Origin of the sequence: Gordonia sp. (in: high G+C Gram-positive bacteria) (genome assembly GCF_047602025.1) — a bacterium.
Taxonomy (GTDB): domain Bacteria; phylum Actinomycetota; class Actinomycetes; order Mycobacteriales; family Mycobacteriaceae; genus Gordonia.
This window is the reverse complement of record NZ_JASGII010000001.1, coordinates 333,381-350,075: the sequence shown is the minus strand read 5'-3', so window position 1 is coordinate 350,075 and position 16,695 is coordinate 333,381. Positions and strand designations below refer to the sequence as shown.

19 protein-coding genes are annotated in these 16,695 nt (G+C 71.1%); 11 read left to right on the top strand and 8 right to left on the bottom strand.

What is annotated here, in order from left to right:
• Positions 1 to 8 precede the first annotated feature (8 nt).
• The 6 genes from QM728_RS01725 to mnhG are packed head-to-tail and all read left to right on the top strand — an operon-like array spanning position 9 to position 6,459.
• Positions 9 to 2,849, top strand: a complete 2,841-nt coding sequence (locus tag QM728_RS01725; RefSeq protein ID WP_415030326.1) for a Na+/H+ antiporter subunit A — start codon at positions 9 to 11, stop codon at positions 2,847 to 2,849.
• Positions 2,846 to 3,487 carry a Na(+)/H(+) antiporter subunit C gene (locus QM728_RS01720; RefSeq protein WP_415030325.1) on the top strand — a complete coding sequence of 214 codons (642 nt, stop codon included), beginning with the start codon at positions 2,846 to 2,848 and terminating at the stop codon, positions 3,485 to 3,487. The genes QM728_RS01725 and QM728_RS01720 overlap by 4 nt, the downstream gene beginning before the upstream one ends.
• 38 nt (positions 3,488 to 3,525) lie before the next feature.
• Positions 3,526 to 5,148, top strand: a complete 1,623-nt coding sequence (locus QM728_RS01715; protein ID WP_415032816.1) for a Na+/H+ antiporter subunit D — start codon at positions 3,526 to 3,528, stop codon at positions 5,146 to 5,148.
• Positions 5,145 to 5,855 (top strand): Na+/H+ antiporter subunit E, encoded by a 711-nt coding sequence (locus QM728_RS01710; protein ID WP_415030324.1) that lies wholly within the window; start codon positions 5,145 to 5,147, stop codon positions 5,853 to 5,855. The genes QM728_RS01715 and QM728_RS01710 overlap by 4 nt, the downstream gene beginning before the upstream one ends.
• Positions 5,856 to 5,860: 5 nt before the next feature.
• Complete coding sequence (locus QM728_RS01705) at positions 5,861 to 6,124, top strand: monovalent cation/H+ antiporter complex subunit F (RefSeq protein WP_415032815.1); 264 nt, start codon at positions 5,861 to 5,863, stop codon at positions 6,122 to 6,124.
• Positions 6,121 to 6,459, top strand: a complete 339-nt coding sequence (mnhG, locus tag QM728_RS01700; protein ID WP_415030323.1) for a monovalent cation/H(+) antiporter subunit G — start codon at positions 6,121 to 6,123, stop codon at positions 6,457 to 6,459. The genes QM728_RS01705 and mnhG overlap by 4 nt, the downstream gene beginning before the upstream one ends.
• Here the strand turns inward: mnhG and QM728_RS01695 are convergent.
• Genes QM728_RS01695 through QM728_RS01680 form a run of 4 tightly spaced genes read right to left on the bottom strand, consistent with a single transcriptional unit; the run spans position 6,456 to position 9,858 of the window.
• The gene (locus tag QM728_RS01695; RefSeq protein ID WP_415030322.1) at positions 6,456 to 8,249 is read right to left on the bottom strand and encodes a gamma-glutamylcyclotransferase family protein; all 1,794 of its coding nucleotides are present in this window, start codon (positions 8,247 to 8,249) and stop codon (positions 6,456 to 6,458) included. The two genes, mnhG and QM728_RS01695, sit on opposite strands and share 4 nt — an antisense overlap.
• 9 nt (positions 8,250 to 8,258) lie before the next feature.
• Positions 8,259 to 8,939, bottom strand: a complete 681-nt coding sequence (locus QM728_RS01690; RefSeq protein WP_415030321.1) for a superoxide dismutase family protein — start codon at positions 8,937 to 8,939, stop codon at positions 8,259 to 8,261.
• 11 nt (positions 8,940 to 8,950) lie between these two features.
• Positions 8,951 to 9,478, bottom strand: coding sequence for a LytR C-terminal domain-containing protein (locus QM728_RS01685; protein WP_415030320.1), 528 nt, complete (start codon positions 9,476 to 9,478; stop codon positions 8,951 to 8,953).
• A 41-nt stretch (positions 9,479 to 9,519) separates the two neighbouring features.
• On the bottom strand, positions 9,520 to 9,858 hold the full coding sequence (locus QM728_RS01680) for a DUF3263 domain-containing protein (RefSeq protein ID WP_415030319.1): 339 nt from the start codon (positions 9,856 to 9,858) through the stop codon (positions 9,520 to 9,522).
• Positions 9,859 to 9,985: 127 nt separating this feature from the next.
• Between QM728_RS01680 and QM728_RS01675 the strand changes: the two genes are divergently transcribed.
• Genes QM728_RS01675 through QM728_RS01655 form a run of 5 tightly spaced genes read left to right on the top strand, consistent with a single transcriptional unit; the run spans position 9,986 to position 13,013 of the window.
• On the top strand, positions 9,986 to 10,588 hold the full coding sequence (locus tag QM728_RS01675) for a peptide deformylase (RefSeq protein WP_415030318.1): 603 nt from the start codon (positions 9,986 to 9,988) through the stop codon (positions 10,586 to 10,588).
• A gap of 11 nt (positions 10,589 to 10,599) precedes the next feature.
• Entirely contained in the window at positions 10,600 to 11,244 is a 645-nt protein-coding gene (locus QM728_RS01670; protein WP_415030317.1) for a hypothetical protein, read from the top strand.
• Between the two features lie 10 nt (positions 11,245 to 11,254).
• A complete protein-coding gene (locus QM728_RS01665; protein WP_415030316.1) occupies positions 11,255 to 11,746 on the top strand; it encodes a ribonuclease domain-containing protein in 492 nt (163 codons plus the stop codon).
• Positions 11,743 to 12,222, top strand: a complete 480-nt coding sequence (locus QM728_RS01660; RefSeq protein ID WP_415030315.1) for a barstar family protein — start codon at positions 11,743 to 11,745, stop codon at positions 12,220 to 12,222. The genes QM728_RS01665 and QM728_RS01660 overlap by 4 nt, the downstream gene beginning before the upstream one ends.
• 8 nt (positions 12,223 to 12,230) lie before the next feature.
• Positions 12,231 to 13,013, top strand: a complete 783-nt coding sequence (locus QM728_RS01655; protein ID WP_415030314.1) for an exodeoxyribonuclease III — start codon at positions 12,231 to 12,233, stop codon at positions 13,011 to 13,013.
• Here the strand turns inward: QM728_RS01655 and QM728_RS01650 are convergent.
• Genes QM728_RS01650 through QM728_RS01635 form a run of 4 tightly spaced genes read right to left on the bottom strand, consistent with a single transcriptional unit; the run spans position 13,010 to position 16,566 of the window.
• Positions 13,010 to 14,110 carry an alpha/beta fold hydrolase gene (locus QM728_RS01650; RefSeq protein WP_415030313.1) on the bottom strand — a complete coding sequence of 367 codons (1,101 nt, stop codon included), beginning with the start codon at positions 14,108 to 14,110 and terminating at the stop codon, positions 13,010 to 13,012. The two genes, QM728_RS01655 and QM728_RS01650, sit on opposite strands and share 4 nt — an antisense overlap.
• A gap of 9 nt (positions 14,111 to 14,119) precedes the next feature.
• A complete protein-coding gene (locus QM728_RS01645; protein ID WP_415030312.1) occupies positions 14,120 to 15,382 on the bottom strand; it encodes a cation:proton antiporter in 1,263 nt (420 codons plus the stop codon).
• A gap of 21 nt (positions 15,383 to 15,403) precedes the next feature.
• On the bottom strand, positions 15,404 to 16,168 hold the full coding sequence (locus tag QM728_RS01640; RefSeq protein WP_415030311.1) for a siderophore-interacting protein: 765 nt from the start codon (positions 16,166 to 16,168) through the stop codon (positions 15,404 to 15,406).
• Between the two features lie 56 nt (positions 16,169 to 16,224).
• Positions 16,225 to 16,566 carry a GNAT family N-acetyltransferase gene (locus QM728_RS01635; RefSeq protein ID WP_415030310.1) on the bottom strand — a complete coding sequence of 114 codons (342 nt, stop codon included), beginning with the start codon at positions 16,564 to 16,566 and terminating at the stop codon, positions 16,225 to 16,227.
• Between the last annotated feature and the right edge of the window lie 129 nt (positions 16,567 to 16,695).

Sequence of the window (16,695 nt, the reverse complement as noted above, 5' to 3'; positions counted from 1 at the left end):
GAGCGCCCGTGATAGCCACCCTGTCCGCACTCATGGTCGCCGCGCTGGTCGCGCCGGCCGTGATGTGGCGGCTGGGGCCGAAGGGCTTCTACCTCATCTCCCTCGCCCCGCTCGCCGCCCTCGGCTGGGTCATCGCACACTGGCCGAAGGCCGGCCACCCCGTCACCGAGACCGTCGACTGGGTCCCCCGCCTCGGGATGAACCTCGACTTCCGGATGGACACGCTCGCCGCGGTCCTGTCGGTCCTCATCCTCGGCATCGGCGCCCTGGTCCTGGTCTACTGCGCCAACTACTTCGACGCGATGCGCCCGCGCGTGGCGGTGTTCGGCGGCGAGATGCTCGCCTTCGCCGCGTCGATGTTCGGCCTGGTCATCTCCGACAACACCCTCGTGCTCTACGTGTTCTGGGAGATCACCACGATCCTGTCGTTCCTGCTCGTCGGGTTCTACGGCGTCCGCGCCAGTTCCCGGCGCGCCGCCACCCAGGCACTGCTGGTCACGACCCTCGGCGGCCTCGCAATGCTCGCCGGCATCATCATGCTCGGCACGAAGACCGGCAGCTACGACCTCTCCGACTGGCTGGCGGCCAAGCCGACCGGCACCTACGTGGATATCGCAATCGCCGCGATCCTCGTCGGCGCGCTGTCCAAGTCGGCGATCGTGCCGCTGCACTTCTGGCTGCCCGGTGCCATGGCCGCGCCCACCCCGGTCAGCGCCTACCTGCACGCCGCCGCGATGGTGAAGGCCGGCGTCTACCTGGTCGCGCGCCTGGCGCCCGGCTTCGCGACGCTGCCGGTGTGGCAGGTGCTGGTCGTCGGCCTCGGCGCCCTGACGATGCTCGTCGGCGGCTGGCGCTCGCTGCGCGAACTCGACCTGAAGCTGGTGCTCGCCTACGGCACGGTGTCGCAGCTGGGCTTCCTGATGATCCTGGTCGGCTTCGGCGACGCCAACGTCGCCCTCGCGGGCCTGGCGATGCTCTGCGCCCACGCCCTGTTCAAGGCTGCGCTGTTCATGGTCGTGGGCATCATCGACCACTCGACCGGTACCCGCGACCTGCGCAAGCTGGCCCGCCTCGGCCAGAAGATGCCCGTCCTGGCCGGTATCTCCGCCATCGCCGCCGCCAGCATGGCCGGGCTGCCGTTCACGCTCGGCTTCGTCGGCAAGGAGACCGCCTTCGGCACCGTCTGGGCGTCCGGCGCGATGGTCACGTGGCAGGCCCGCGTCACCGACGTCGTGCTGCTGGTCGGCGCGATCATCACGATGGCCTACACGACGCGCTTCCTCTGGGGCGCCTTCGGCCGCAAGGTCCGCGAGGCGCCCAGCCTTGCGGTGCAGCGCGCCCACCGACCGCACCCGATGTTCCTGGCGCCGCCCGCGATCCTCGCCGCCGCCGGTGTCGTCGGCGGCTTCGTCTCCGGCTGGCTCGGCTCGATCTTCGAGCCCTACGCCGACACCTTGCCGACGTGGGGCCACGCGATCGAACACCTCGGCATGTGGCACGGCTTCGGCCTGCCGGTGGTGTTCTCGGCGATCGTGATCGTCGCCGGCGTGCTCGCCTTCCTGAGCGTGCGCGCCCTGCGCGACCACCTGTTCGTCCGGCCGCCGGTGATCAGCGCCAACGACGCCTACGACGCGGTGCTGCGGACGGTGGACTCGCTCTCGCTGCGGATCACCCGCACCACCCAGCGCGGATCGCTGCCCATCACCCAGGGCGTCATCCTGGCGACCGCGGTGGTCGCACCGATGGCCGCCCTGTTCACCGGCGCCCGTTCGGCGATCCACCCCACGGGCTTCGACGCCCCGACCCAGGCAGTCGTCTCGCTGGTCATGTTGGCCGCCGCACTCGGCGTGGCCGTCCTGCGCAACCGCCTCGCCGCGGTCATCGCGATCGGCCTCAACGGCTACGGCTGCGTGTACCTGTTCGCCCGCCACGGCGCCCCCGACCTCGCCCTCACCCAGGCGCTCGTCGAGACCCTGACCCTGGTGATCTTCGTGCTGGTGCTGCGCAAGCTGCCCGCCGAATCGCCGTGGCGCCGGCCCACCGGCCTCACCAACGTCGTGCGCATCGTCATCGCGGCCGCGGTCGGATCGTCGGTCGTCGTGATGGGACTGTTCGCCGCGGCGGCCCGCTCCAGCAAGCCGCTGCACGAGATCATCCCCGACCTGGCGTACCGGATCGGCCACGGCTCCAACTCGGTCAACGTGCTGCTCGTCGACATCCGCGCGTGGGACACCCTCGGCGAGGTGTCGGTGCTCATCGTCGCCGCCACCGGTGTCGCCTCGATGGTCTTCCGCAACCGCCGCTTCGGCGCCGCACCGCGCGTGGCCGACGTCGCCGCCGACGGGGACGGCCTGCCGCAGGACCGCACCACGTGGCTGCGCGGCAGCGACCTGCGCGACCCGCGGCACCGCTCACTCGTCCTGGAGGCCACCACCCGCCTGGTGTTCCCGACGATGATGGTGCTGTCGGTGTTCCTGTTCTACGCCGGCCACAATTCCCCCGGCGGCGGCTTCGCCGGAGGCCTCGTCATGGGCCTGGCACTGGTCCTGCGCTACCTCGCCGGTGGCCGCTACGAGCTCGGCGAGGCGCTGCCGATCGAGGCCGGCACCATTCTGGGCACCGGCCTCGCGATCTCCGGCGGCACGGCGGTCACGTCGCTGTTCCTGGGCGCGCCCGCCCTGTCGTCGGCGGTCATCGAGATCACGCTGCCGCTCCTCGGCCAGATCCACCTGGTCACCGCGATGTTCTTCGACCTGGGCATCTACCTGATCGTGGTCGGCCTGGTGCTCGACATCCTGCGGTCGCTGGGCGCGCGCCTCGACGTCGAGGACGAGGCGGTGAGCCGATGAGCGTCAACCTGCCCCTGTTGATCGTCCTCGGCGGCATCGTCGCGTGCGGCGCCTACCTGCTGATGGACCGGTCGCTGATCAAGATGCTGCTCGGCCTGATGCTCGTCGGCAACGCCCTCAACGTGATGATCCTGACCATCGCCGGCCCCAGCGGGAACCCGCCGATCCGCGGCGCGCACGTCGACGGCCGCACCGAGACCGCCGACCCGCTGGCGCAGGCGATGATCCTCACCGCGATCGTCATCATGATGGGGGCCGCCGCCTTCGTGCTGGCCCTGGTCTACCGCCTGTTCGTGCTGAACCGCGACGAGGGCGAGGACGACGACGAGGTCGAGGACGATCCCGAGGATCTCAAGATCCTCACCGGCTCCCTCGACACCGCCGGCGACCGCGACCGCAGCGACGACCCGCAGACCCTGGCCGACACCGCGGCCGGCGACCTGTTCGACGACGAGGGCCACCCGCTCACGCCGGAGGAGTTCGCCGCCCTGCACCGCACGGTGATCGAGACCGACCTGATCACCATCGGCGAGGACGACGACGTCGTCGACGAGTTGCACAGCCCCGACCCCGAGGACAGCGACGCCTTCTGCGTCATCCCGCGGCCCGAGGACGAGGACGGGAGGGTGGATCCGTGATCAACGTTCCCCTCTCCTGGTTCCCGGTGTTGATCGTGATGCCGACGCTCGTGCCGCTCATCGGCGCGGCGATCACCCTGGTCGCCGCGCGCAGCCCCCGACTGCAGCGCGCCGTCACGGTCCTCGCCATCACGTGGGCGCTGGCCGCGTCGCTGCTCATGTTGTTCGGCGTCAGCAAGCACGGCACCCAGGCGATCGCCATCGGCGGCTGGAACTCCGACGTCGACGGCGGCCGCCACAAGCGCCTCGGCCCGCTGGGCATCACCCTGGTCGTCGACCACCTGTCGGCGATGATGCTCGTGGTCTCGGCGACCGTGCTGCTCGCCGTCATCCTCTACGCCATCGGCCAGGGTCTGCGCGACGGCACCGAGGCACAGCCGGTGTCGATCTTCCAGCCGACCTATCTGATCCTGTGCGCTGGCGTGTGCAACGCCTTCCTCGCCGGCGACCTGTTCAACCTGTACGTGTCCTTCGAGGTGCTGCTCACCGCGAGCTACGTGCTGCTGACCGTCGGCGCCAGCGTCGACCGCGTCCGCGCCGGCGCGATGTACGTGATGGTGTCGATGGTGTCGTCGCTGATCTTCCTGTGCGGCATCGCCTTCGCCTACGCGACGACCGGCACGCTGAACCTCGCCGAGATGTCGCTGCGCCTGAACGACGGCACGGTCCCCGGCGGCACCCGCAACGCCCTGTTCGCGGTTCTGCTCGTCGCCTTCGGCATCAAGGCGGCGGTCTTCCCGCTGTCGACATGGCTGCCCGACTCCTATCCGACCGCCCCGGCGCCGGTCACCGCCGTGTTCGCCGGTTTGCTGACCAAGGTCGGCGTGTACGCGATCATCCGCGCGCACACCCTGCTGTTCCCGGGCGGGTCGATGGACTCGGTGCTGCTGGTCGCCGGACTGCTGACCATGCTCGTCGGCATCGCCGGCGCGATCGCCCAGTCGGACATCAAACGACTGTTGTCGTTCACCCTGGTCAGCCACATCGGCTACATGGTGTTCGGCATCGCGCTGTCGTCGAAGATCGGCATGTCCGCCGCGATCTACTACGTGGCGCACCACATCCTGGTGCAGACGACGCTGTTCCTGGTCGTCGGGTTGATCGAGCGCCAGGCGGGGTCGTCGTCGCTGCGCCGACTCGGCGGGCTGATCGGCACGCCGCTGCTCGCCGTGCTGTACCTGGTCCCGGCGCTGAACCTGGGCGGCATCCCGCCGTTCTCCGGGTTCATCGGCAAGGTCGCCCTGCTGCAGGCCGGTGCCGTCGACGGCTCGGTGCTCGCGTGGACGCTGGTCGTCGGCGGCCTGGTCACCAGCCTCCTCACGCTCTACGTCGTCGCCCGCATCTGGACCAAGGCGTTCTGGCGCGCCCGCGCCGACGCCCCGGAGGGCGACCTGTCCGACAAGGCGCCGTCGGCGCTGATGGACGAGAGCACCGACATCTCCTACTCCGACCGCGACGACGTCGGTTCGATGCCGCCGGGCATGGTGATCCCGACGGTGGCGATGGTCCTCGTCGGCCTCGCGATGACGATCTGGGCCGGTCCGATCATGAACTACGCCGATCGCGCCGCCGCCGACGTCATGGACCCGAAGGTCTACATCCGGTCGGTCACCGACATCGGCACGCTGCACCCCGAGCACACGGCGGGGGGCGGCAAATGAGATCGGCGATCATCAACGCGCGACGCCTGGTCCTCCTCGCGATCTTCTGGTCCCTGGGAACGGTCTTCGTGTGGCTGGCCGACCACGTGAAGTTGCCGCACTGGCTCGGCGGCGACGTCCGCGAAGTCGGCGTCCGGATCTGGACGGCGTCCTGGCTCACCTTCGTGTGGGTGCTGCTGTGGGGCACGCTGTCGTGGGCGAACGTCCTCGGCGGGCTGGTGGTGGCCATCGCGATCATGGCCGTGCTGCCGCTGCCGCGCGTCCCCGTCGAGGGGCGCCTGCACCCGGTGTCTATCGCCCTGCTGCTGTTGCGCCTGGTCCGCGACTTCTTCCTGTCGTCCATGCAGGTGGCCTGGGCCGCGGTTCGCCCGAGTCGCCCGCCGCTGGGGGCGGTCGTGCGGCGCCGCGTCGCCATCAAGTCCGACATGGTGTTGACCCTGGCGATCAACTACATCAACCTGGTGCCGGGCACGCTGGTCGTCGAGATCGACCACCGCCGCCGACTGCTCTACATCCACGTCTTCGACCTGTCCTCGCCGAAGCGGGTGGCCGCCTTCGACCGCCAGATCGCGTTCATCGAGCGGGCGTTCGTCCACGCCTTCGAGCGGGACAGCGAATGGCATCCGAGCCCGTACCACGGGATCGACGACGAGTACCACAACCGGGTACTCGCCCAGCGCGACGCCGACGGAAGGGAGCCGCGATGAGCACGATGGACATCCTCTGGCTGGTCGCGGCGGCGATGCTCCTCATCGCCGTCGTCAACGCCAGCGTCCGCGTCCTGGGCGGGCCGACGACACTCGACCGCCTCATCGCCCTGGACATGACGATCGCGGTCACCATGTGCGGGCTGGCGCTGTGGGCCGGCACCAGCGGCGATTCGACCGTCGTGTCCGCCATCGCCGCCATCGCCCTGGTCAACTTCATCGGGTCGATCGCCGTCGCCCGCTTCCGCGTCCGGGATGATCAGCGATGACCGCCGTCGAGATCATCAGCACCGCCCTGGTCCTGACCGGGTCGCTCCTGGCGCTCACCGCCTCGATCGGGCTGATCCGCTTCCGCGACACCCTCTCGCGCATGCACGCCGCCACGAAGCCGCAGACCTTCGGGTTGTTGCTGGTGCTGACCGGCGCCGGGTTGCGCCTCGGCGCGAACAGCGACACCGGCATGCTCGTGCTCGCCGGACTGTTCGCCCTGATCACCGCGCCGGTCGTCGCCCAGCGCATCGGGCAGTTGGCCTACCGCGAGCAGCGGGCCGACAGCGGGCTCACCCGCACCCCCACCGAGGTCGCCGCGCCCGACGACGATTAGCGCCGCGGGCCGGCCCGACCGCGCCAGCGGGTGCGGTGGGACAGGCGTCGGCGCATCCGGCCGAAGACCAGCACCATCGACAGCACGACGAGTGCGGCGATCAGGCCGATCTGCACCGCCGCGTCGTTGACGACCGTGACGACACCGAGCAGGGCGACCGCGAGCACCAGCAGGATCTCGCGCAGTTCCGCGTAGAACCGGTGCAGCCGCCCCGGCCGGGCGCGCACCGTCGGCAGCGTCTGCCCGGTGACGCCGAGCCGGGTGCGCAGCTCCGCATCGATGAAAGCCAGGGGCAACTCGTGACTCACCCCGAGGGTCTCGTTGGCCGCCGGAAACCGCGCGCCCCACGATCCGCCGGTGATGGTGCGGCGCATGTCCTCGACCTCGGACGGCACCTCGAAGACCTTGAGCACGACCGACGGCACCTCGCCGGACGGCCCCGGATTGCCCTCCAACACGACGTAGTCGCCGCTCTCGATGCCGAGCACGTCGATCGCCAGCCGCGGCATGAGCACGACGTCGCGCTCGGCCGTGGCGGTGTCGGCCAGGGTGACGCGCATCGTCAGGTAGGTCGGTTTGCCGAGCAACCAGTCCATCGACCGCGCCCGCCGCACGTGCGCCGGCCGGATCGCCACGGGGTCGCCGCGCTCGATGCCGCACGCGATGCGCAGCACCTGGTCGATCTGCGCCTCGCCGGGCGCCGGTTCCGGCGGATCGGCGGGGTCGTAGGGGTGGACGGCGGCCAGCGCGGACGGCGTCTTCTCGCCGTGCTGGGCGTACAGCGCCGCCGAGCGGAGGGCGACGACCTTCGGGTTGCCGAGTCCGGCGAGGTCGGCGCGGTTGAGCCGGAGCACCGACTTGCCGCCGCGGCGCAGCCCGTCGGGGCTGCCGTCGGCCCACGCCAGCATCTCTCCCGGGCCGGCGGAACCGAACGCGGCGATATCGGCGGGCCGCTCCAGCGACCCGTAGCGGTGGGCCGTCGGGCGGCCCATCTCGTCGTCGGCCTCGGTGCCGAAGAAGGGGTTCTCGCCGACGTTCTCCAACAGTGCGCTGTCGCGCTTCAGGGCGCGCTGCAGTTCCTTCTGGGTGAGCGCGCCGGGGGCCTGCTGCGCCTGGCCGGGCACCGTCATCGGAATCGGCTCACCGTCGGCGCCCAGCAGAACGCCCCCGGGGGCCACGTAGGCGTAGACGCCGGGCAGCCGCTCACCGGTCTCCAACTCCACCGACACCCCGTGGCGGGCGTCGAGCCACACCCGCCGATACCCGGTCTCGGACCGGTCGAGTTCGTCGAGCTGGGCGTCATCGAGGAGTTGCACGGCCAGCGTGGTCGTCGACCCGGGTTCGGGGTGGATCGTCGCCGCGACGTAGCCGAACTGGGTCATCAGCGGCATGTACCCGACGCGCGCGCCGGTGACGCGGGCGCGCAGCTGCGGGATGAACAGCGCCTCGGGCCGACCGGCGAACTTGTGCCGCAGTTGGGCGGGCGACGCATTGGACCCGATGGCCAGCACCGGGGTGCGGTTGTCGATGGCCGCGTAGTGGAGTTGCTCGGCGAGACGGCCGAGCTGCAGCGCCGCGGTGTCCACGTGATCGGCGACGGACAGGTCGCGGACCCGGCACACGCCGAGGCGGACCGGCGCCGTCTGCGTCCACGCCAGCTGGTACCCGTCGCGGTCGTTGATCTCCCACATCCGGTCCGCGGCGATCACCACGGAGGAGTCGGGCCACACGCCCGGGTAGGTCAGCGGTTCGCGCCGCGGCGCCGACGCAGCGGCGAATGGATCCCCCATGCGGGCGGGTCAGCCCGCGGCGATGACGCCGCAGGCGGCGCGGGCGCCCGCGTCGCCGGTGTCCATGGTCTTCTGATCCGGACCCGGCTTGCCGGCCGCGCTGTAGCGGTCGGGGATGTTGCCGAAGTTGTCGGCACCGGCGTGGATGATGATCGACTTGCCCTTGATCTGGTCGATCGTGACGCCCTCGGTGGTCGTGGTGACCGTGCCGCTGCCGTCCTCGCCGATGTAAATCGACACCAGGTCGCCGCTGGACGGGTGACCGGTGTGGCCGTCGACCTGCAGGTGGCCGCCCGCGGTGCTGAACGCCTCGCCCTTGTCCGGCTCGCACACGCCGTTCGTGTGCAGGTGCATCCCGTGGAAGCCCTTCTCCAGGCCCTTGTTCACGGTGACGACGACCTTGACGCCCTTGCCCTCCTTGGTGAAGGTGGCGGTGCCGATCTCGTCGCGCTTGGCGTCGATGATCTTCGCGGTCGCCGCGCCGCCGTGGTCGCCGGCCGCCTCGTCGCCATGGCCGCCGTGCTCCTCGGGCGCCGCGCCGCCCGGCGAGCCGGGGGCGCCGGTGATCACCGACGGAATGGTGTACGGCGCATTCGGATCGGCGGGCTTCTCCGAGTTGCTGCAACCGGACAGCACAAGGCCGAGGGCGGCAGCGGCACCGATGATGGTGGCGGTGTTCTTCAGGTTCATGTCGGGTCCTCTCACTGGTTGACGGCGATGACCAGCACGCCAGAACATTCGGGAAGTTTGGTGGCGCCGGCCGGGCGGGCCTCGACGCTGTAGCTGCCGCCCAGGTCGCCGGCCACCTCGTCGGCGGCCGCCTTCTGACCGTTGAGGTAGAAGATGGTGTTCTCCGTCATCGACGACGACGACAGGTTGCCGGGCTCCTCGGTCTGGTAGCCCTTGGCCTTGAGCTGGTCGGTGATCGTCGTCGCCAGGCCCTTGACCTCGCCGGCGTTGATCACGCACACCTTGGTGCTCTTGGCCGCGGCGGTCGACGGCGGTGCCGACGGCTCGCCCGCGGCGCCCGGCTGACCGGCGGCCGGCGGTGCGGCGGGCGTGGACTGGACTGGTGCCTGCGTCGTCGACGCGGCGGGGCCGGCGGTGTCGTCACCGCCGCCGGTCACCAGGTGGTGGATGCCGAGGCCGAAGAAGACGACGGCGACGGCCAGCAGCAGCATCGCGCCGGCGCGCAGCGGCAATCGGTTGGATTCACGTTCGGTGCTCATCGGGCCCAACTCTATCGCAGCGGCCGCGCGCGCAAGGCGGGCTACTCGGACAGGTCGAAGCCGAGGCGGCGGGCGGCGCGCGCCTTCTGCCGCGAGGCGCGCAGGCGGCGCAGGCGCTTGACCAACATCGGGTCGGCGGCGAGCGCCTCCGGGCGGTCGACCAGGGCGTTCAGCACCTGGTAGTACCGGGTCGCCGACAGGCCGAAGAGTTCCTTGATCGCATCTTCCTTGGCGCCGGCGTACTTCCACCACTGGCGCTCGAAGGAGAGGATCTCGTGTTCGCGGCGCGACAGCCCATCGGCCCCAACTTCGTTGGGGTCGAGAGTGGGGTCATCCCCTGCCTTGTGGCTCTGCTGACGTCGCGCAGTCGCCCCGTCCATCACGCTCCTTCGAACACGCGCGCATACCTGCGCCGGTGTGACTCGGTTGTTATCTAACCACGCCCTAAGTACTGCACCGCGGTGTGACGCGCCGGGGCGTGTCCGGGCTTGTGAAAGACTGTCCCCCATGGCGATCCTCCCCATCTGCATCGTCGGCGAGCCGGTGCTGCACGAGCCGACGACCCCGGTCGAACTCGACGCCGACGGCCGACCGAGCGCCGCGGACATCGCACTGCTCGACGACATGTACGACACGATGGACGCCGCGAACGGCGTCGGCCTGGCGGCCAACCAGGTGGGCGTCGGCAAGCGCATGTTCGTCTACGACTGCCCCGGCGGCGAGTCCCGCGCGACCAAGCGCCGCCGCGGCGAGGTCATCAACCCCGTGCTGGAGACCTCGGAGATCCCCGAGACCATGCCGGACCCCGACGACAACGACGAGGGCTGCCTGTCGGTGCCCGGGGAGAACTTCCCGACCGGCCGCGCCGACTGGGCCCGGGTGACCGGCGTCGACCGCAACGGCGACCCCGTCGACATCGAGGGCACCGGCTTCTTCGCCCGGATGCTGCAGCACGAGACCGGGCACCTCGACGGCTTCCTCTACGTCGACGTCCTCCTCGGCCGCAACGCGCGGGCGGCCAAGAAGGCCATCAAGAAGCACGGCTGGGGCGTGCCGGGACTGACGTGGGTGCCCGGCGAGGGCCCCGATCCGTTCGGCCACGACGACTGACCGGTTCTGTCGTGTTCGCCGGGGACCGCGTCGTCGTCCGCTATCGGTTGGCGCCGGGTGCGCCCGGCGACTGGCGCGGCGCCGGTGACGCGACCGTGTCCGACGTGACCGGCGTCGTGGCGGGCGTCGAGCCGGACGCCCTCGTCCTGACCCGCGTGGCACCGGCCGCCCTCGCGTCCGCCGACCGGGTACGCGTGCCGCGCGAGCTCATCACCTCGGTGCGACTGCTTCCCTACCGCGCCGTCCGCAACAACGAGATCCGCGACGTCGCGCTGCGCGCGATGGATGCCCCCGACACCGCGACGGTCGACCGGTGGCTGGCGCGCGCCGGCGGCGCCGTCGGTATCGATCTGGCCTCGGCGGTGCCCGCCGCGCTGGGCGCCCGGCTCGACGGGGCGGCCGTCGACGCCCTGCGCGACTGGTACGCGGCGCGCGGTCTGCCGGCCGTCGTCGAGCTGCCCGAACGGCTCGTGCCCGGCGCCGAGGCGGGCACGCCGGTCGGCGGCGAGTTCCACCGCCTGGTGCGCGTCGACGACGACGGCGCCGAGTCCGACATCGTCACCGTCTCCGCCGACGACTCCGAGCGCGGCGCGGCCCTGCGCGCCGACGGGTTCGCGCTGCACCACCGGGTGACCTACCGCCACCTGGACGGCTAACCTGAGCGGGATGAATGGCAACAAGCAAGCCGCCGCGACCTGGTTCACCGTCGGCGTCGCAGCCACCGTGCTCGTCGTCGGGTTGATCTGGGTGCTCGGCGGCTTCGGCGGCAAGTCCGACGCACCGGCCGGCGACGACCGCGGCGGTCCCGCGGCCGTCGAGCAGCACCGGGGCCACCAGCAGCACGGCGGCGAACAGGGCAACGCACCGGCGCGGGTGCTGCGCACGCTGTCGTTGATCGACGCCGGCCAGTGGCCGAAGGCCGCCAACGCACCGGGCACCCACGGCGGGCGGACCTTCCGCAACAACGAGGGCCAACTGCCCCAGACGGATTCGACCGGCGCCCGCGCGAGGTACCAGGAGTGGGACGTGAACCCGAAGCGGCAGGGCCGCGGCCGGGACGCCGAGCGCATCATCACCGGTGCCGACGGCTCGGCCTGGTACACGCTGGACCACTACCGCACCTTCCACCAGATCCGCGGACCAGGAGCAGGCCGATGAGCACCGCACCCGTCACCCTCGACGACTTCCTGACCGCGGCGGCCGACGGCGGCCCCGCGATCGCGCTGAAGGTCGTCGACGCGCGCACCAGGGTCCCGTCGGCCGACCTCGACGGCGTCCTGGTGCGCCGCCTCGACGCCCGCGAGGCGCGCACCCTGCCATCCTTCTACCGGGCCGTCGCGAAGGCGTGGGACTTCCCGAAGCACTTCGGGGCGAACAAGGACGCCTTCGACGACGCCATGACCGACCTGCCCGACGCCGAGCGCGGCTACCTGACGGAGATCACCCACCCGGCGGCGCTGCTGGAGCGCGACGCCGACGACCTCGAGTGGTTCACCGGCTCGGTCGAGTTCTACGCCGGCGAGTACGGGCCCGGCCGACAGTTCGGCGTCGTCCTGCTCGCCGCCGAGGACGAGGTGGCCGCAACGCGCACGGCGTGGACCGCCGCGGGCGCCGAGCTCGTCGTCGTCGAGTGACCGGCCCGATGCGGATCGCATCGTGGAACGTGAACTCGATCCGCGCGCGATCGGAGGCCATCGTCGGGTGGGCCGTCGAGGAGAACATCGACGTCCTGGCGCTGCAGGAGACCAAGTGCACCGACGACGGTTTCCCGGTGATGAGTTTCCTGGCCGGCGGCTACGACGTCGCCTTCACCGGTAGCGGCGGCTACAACGGGGTCGCCATCGCCTCCCGGGTCGGGCTCGACGAGGTCGAATACGGCTTCGAGGGGCAGCCCTCCTACGACGGGGAGATCGAGGCCCGGGCGATGTCCGCGGTGTGCGGCGGCGTCCGCGTCTGGAGCCTCTACGTCCCCAACGGCCGACTGCCCGGCGACCCGCACTTCACCTACAAGCTGGAGTGGCTGCGGGCGCTGCGGGACCGCGCGGCGCTGTGGCTGGCCCACGACCCCGCCGCGCAGATCGCGCTGGCCGGCGACTGGAACGTCGCCCCGACCGACGACGACGTGTGGGACGCCGCCGAGTTCGTCGACAAGACGCACGTCACCGACGAGGAGCGTGCGGCGTTCACCGATTTCGCGACCGCCGGATACGCCGATGCCGCGCGACCCTTCCTCGATGAGAAGGGCACCTACACGTTCTGGGACTACCAGCAGCTGCGGTTCCCGCGGAACCAGGGCATGCGGATCGACTTCGTGCTGTGCTCGCCGGCCCTGTCCGACCGGGTGTTCGGCGCGCACGTCGACAAGGCCGCGCGCAAGGCGCCGGGCGCGAGCGACCACGCCCCGGTCGTCCTCGAGTTGCGCTAGCCGCGGTCGGCCGTCCCCTGGTCCACGCCGCGCAGGAAGTAGTCGATCGCCGGCCAGGTCTGCGTCTCCGCCTCGGGCCCGGCGAGCAGGCCGAGGTGGCTTGATTCGACGGTGTTGAACTCGACGACCGGCGCTCCGGTCAGGGTGTCGATGCCGCGACGCGCGGCGTCCCAGGTGCACAGGGCGTCGCGGTGGCTACCGAACAGTTGCACCGGCACGTCGATGTTGCCGAGGTCGACGTCCAGATCGCCGAGGGTGAGGCGGCCGGCGCCGAGTTCGCCGCGGTAGATGAAGCTCTCCCACATCTGCTCGGTGAGTTTGCCGGGGTAGCCGGGGAAGTCGCGCTGGAAGCGGTCGATGACCTCCATGCGCTTGAGGGTTTCGGTCTCGGCGAGGTGGGTGGCGACGAACCACGGCTTCTTGATCTCGCGGTCCCACGAGGTCGCCCGGTAGGCGACCTGCACCACCGGCGCCGGGATGCCGCCGAGCAGGCGCAGCGCCACCGTCGGCGCTTTGCCGCCGGTGGGCTTGGTGAGGGTGCGGGCCAGCGGGTACCCGGGCAGCTTGTCGTAGTCCAGCGGGGTGGCGATCGTGACGATGCTGCGCACCCGGTGGTCGTCGGCGGGCAGCGCGGCGGTGGTCAACAGCGACAGGGTGCCGCCCAGGCTCCAACCGAAGAGGTCGACCTGCTCGCCGCCGTAGTCGGCCAGGACGCGGTCGATGGCCTCGGGGATGATGTCGGTGATGAAGTCGCCGAAGTCCATGTCGCGGTCGGCGCGGGTGACCTCGCCGAAGTCCACGACGTAGGGCGCGCGACCGGTGCCCCGCAGGTGCGCGACGACCGAGTGCTCGGGCGAGAGGTCGTAGCAGCTGGCCGGGGCCGCGATCGGCGGCACCAGCAGCACCGGCGGTCGGCCCGCGGCGCGGGCGGCACGGACCTGCTCGTCGTCGGCATAGCGGCGCAGGGTGCGGTGGTCGCCCTCGACGAGGGTGACGTGCTCGGTGCTGTGCGGCGGCGCGATGCCGTCGCCGAGTGTCAGCGACCAGAGGTTGCGGACGCTGCGCCGCCCGGCGTCGAGATCCAGGAAGTCGAACATGCGGCTACCCTACTCGCGGGTCAGATCGGGTGCGCCCGCACCGTCCTGCGTCAGACCCAACCGCCGCGCCAGGCGGCCGACGCCGAGGCCGTAGACGGCGACCGTCACGACGATGACGATGAAGACCAGCGGCACCAGCGTGTTCGCCTCCGCCGCCAGCTCGCCCAAGCGGGCCGAGTGTTGCTGCTGCGCGGCCTGTTCCAGTTCGAGCGCGAACGAGCTGATCACGGCCGCGGCGACGATACCGCGCGGGGCCATCCCGGCCAGCAGTCGTTTCTCCGCTGGGGTGACGGTCGTCCGCCACAGGCCGGCGAAGACGCTGACCGGCCGAACCACCACGATGAGCACCGCGACGAAGACGAGCGCCTCCCGCCACACGGCCACCAGCTGGTCCGGCGTCACCCGCCCGGCCAACAGGATGAACAGGCCGCCGACGAGCAGGACCTGCAGGTGCTCCTTGAAGGTGCGGATGTGGTCGAGTTCCAGGTGCGGCCGGTTCGCCAGCCACACGCCGAGCACCGTGATCGCCGCCAGGCCGCTGTCGGGCTGGAAGTGGTCGGCGGTGACCAGGACGCCCACCCCGGCGGCCAACGCCGCGACGCCCTGCAGATGTTCGGGGATCCACCGGCGCCGCAGGCCGACTTCCAACAGCAGGCCGACCGGGAGGGCGACCGCGACGGCGATCAGCGCGGTCCAGGCCAGCCCGGTGATCAGCGCGGGCACCGAGAAGCGCCCCTCGCCGGCGACGACGGTCCGGAACACGAGGACGGCGAGCACGGCACCGATCGGGTCGACGATGATCGACTCCCACTGCAGCAGCAGGCCGACGCGCTTGGTGGGTCGCAGGCTGCGCATGATCGGGGCGATCACGGTGGGGCCGGTCACCACCAGCAGCGCGCCGATCAGCAGCGCGAGCCCGGGGCCGACCCCCACCAGCAGCGCGGCGGCGGTGATCAGGATCCAGGCGAGGACGACCGTCACGGTGACCAGGCGCAGGATGGGTCGGCCGAGCTCGCGGGCGTCGGCGATCCGGAGCGAGAGGGCGCCTTCGAACAGGATGATCCCGACCGCGATGGTCACCCCGCCGAACAGGACGTCGCGGCCGAAGACGTCGTCGGCGGTGACGAGTCGACCCATGCCGAAGCCGACCAGGAGCAGCAGCAGGATCGACGGCAACCGCAGCCGCCAGGCCAGCACCTGGCAGAGCACGCCGACGACGATGACGGCGGCGATGTAGGTCGCGACGTCGAGGTCGCTCAGGTTGAAGGGCACGCCGACACCCTGCCCCGACGACTACGTCGAGGCAAGCATGACGCGGCGCGTCGACACTCCGGCGCCGTCGCCGACCCAGTACCCCTGGGCGGTCACGGCGGCGCGACCCAGGCCGTAGTCGTGGCGGAACAGGTCCGCGATCCGCCGCGTCGCGCCGGCTTCCGTTCCGACCCAGCCGCGGTATCCCGCCGCGGCGAAGGCATCCGCGCGGATCACCGCGGGCAGCGACGATCCGTCGGCGCCGCGCGCGACCCATTCGACGCGGTGGTCCTCGTGGGCGCGCAACGGCAGGGTGAACTCGTCGTCGGTGCGGTATTCCATCCAGATGGTGACCGGGACGTCCGGTTCGTCGGAGGCGGCGATCGCCCCGAGCAGCGAGTTGACGGCGGGCAGCGACGAGGCGTCCCCGGCGATCAACCAGCCGTCGACCGGGCGGGGCAGGTCGAAGCGCGGTGCCGCCAGCCGCGCGGCGAGCCGGTCGCCGATTATCGCGGTCTGCGCCCACCGCGCCCCGATTCCGCCGCGACAGGCGAACTCGAGGGCGAGGGTGCCGGCGGCCGGATCGGGGTCGACGAGCGTGTAGTACCGACGATGCGTGCCGCCGTCGACAAGGAAGGCCAGTTCGGCGCACGTCGTTGGGCGCACGAACTGGCCGGACAACAGGCCGCCGTCGTCGCAGCGCAGCCGAAGGTAGTTCTCGGTGATCGGTTCGACGGCGGTGACCGTCAGGTCGCGCGCAGCGCCCAACCAGCCGAGCGAGGACGACGTCGAGAAACCGGGGAACATGGAAGCCAGGTTAGCGTAACCTAACCTTTCTGGCTAGGCCCCCGGCCGCGCGCGGACTACACGGCCGCGAGGCGGACCTGTCCGGGGTGCTGCTCGAGGTAGTGGCGGGTGAAGGTGCACACCGGGCGCAACCGCGCGCCGGTCTGCTTCACGTAGTCGATCGCGGTGCGCGTGAGCCGCGTCGCGAGACCGTGGCCGGTGTACTCGTCGTAGAGGACCGTGTGCAGGATCGTGACGACGTCGCCGTCGGGCGCCTTCTCCGCGTGATAGCCGAGGACGCCGACCAGGTCGCCCGCCACCCAGAGCTCGAAGCGCTCCCGGTCCGGGTTGTGCTGGACCTGGCTGATCTGCTGCAGGATCTGTTCGGCCGGCTGCGGCGGGGTCTTCCGTCGATTCATTGCGACCTCCCTTCGTAAACGTCGTTGTCACCAGTGTATGTGAGCTGCTTCACATTGTACGCCGGTGTGACGGGTGGTGCCAGAGTGACAGCTGGGTCGTGGTCTGCCCGAGACCCGCCGGTGACTGTC

Bases quoted from the DNA above. Each gene is read 5' to 3' on its own strand.
- QM728_RS01720 (WP_415030325.1), top strand. From the start codon at position 2,846: ATGAGCGTCAACCTGCCCCTGTTGATCGTCCTCGGCGGCATCGTCGCG.
- QM728_RS01715 (WP_415032816.1), top strand. From the start codon at position 3,526: ATGCCGACGCTCGTGCCGCTCATCGGCGCGGCGATCACCCTGGTCGCC.
- QM728_RS01710 (WP_415030324.1), top strand. From the start codon at position 5,145: ATGAGATCGGCGATCATCAACGCGCGACGCCTGGTCCTCCTCGCGATC.
- QM728_RS01705 (WP_415032815.1), top strand. From the start codon at position 5,861: ATGGACATCCTCTGGCTGGTCGCGGCGGCGATGCTCCTCATCGCCGTC.
- mnhG (WP_415030323.1), top strand. From the start codon at position 6,121: ATGACCGCCGTCGAGATCATCAGCACCGCCCTGGTCCTGACCGGGTCG.
- QM728_RS01695 (WP_415030322.1), bottom strand. From the start codon at position 8,249: ATGGGGGATCCATTCGCCGCTGCGTCGGCGCCGCGGCGCGAACCGCTG.
- QM728_RS01690 (WP_415030321.1), bottom strand. From the start codon at position 8,939: ATGAACCTGAAGAACACCGCCACCATCATCGGTGCCGCTGCCGCCCTC.
- QM728_RS01685 (WP_415030320.1), bottom strand. From the start codon at position 9,478: ATGAGCACCGAACGTGAATCCAACCGATTGCCGCTGCGCGCCGGCGCG.
- QM728_RS01680 (WP_415030319.1), bottom strand. From the start codon at position 9,858: ATGGACGGGGCGACTGCGCGACGTCAGCAGAGCCACAAGGCAGGGGAT.
- QM728_RS01675 (WP_415030318.1), top strand. From the start codon at position 9,986: ATGGCGATCCTCCCCATCTGCATCGTCGGCGAGCCGGTGCTGCACGAG.
- QM728_RS01665 (WP_415030316.1), top strand. From the start codon at position 11,255: ATGAATGGCAACAAGCAAGCCGCCGCGACCTGGTTCACCGTCGGCGTC.
- QM728_RS01660 (WP_415030315.1), top strand. From the start codon at position 11,743: ATGAGCACCGCACCCGTCACCCTCGACGACTTCCTGACCGCGGCGGCC.
- QM728_RS01655 (WP_415030314.1), top strand. From the start codon at position 12,231: ATGCGGATCGCATCGTGGAACGTGAACTCGATCCGCGCGCGATCGGAG.
- QM728_RS01650 (WP_415030313.1), bottom strand. From the start codon at position 14,110: ATGTTCGACTTCCTGGATCTCGACGCCGGGCGGCGCAGCGTCCGCAAC.
- QM728_RS01640 (WP_415030311.1), bottom strand. From the start codon at position 16,168: ATGTTCCCCGGTTTCTCGACGTCGTCCTCGCTCGGCTGGTTGGGCGCT.
- QM728_RS01635 (WP_415030310.1), bottom strand. From the start codon at position 16,566: ATGAATCGACGGAAGACCCCGCCGCAGCCGGCCGAACAGATCCTGCAG.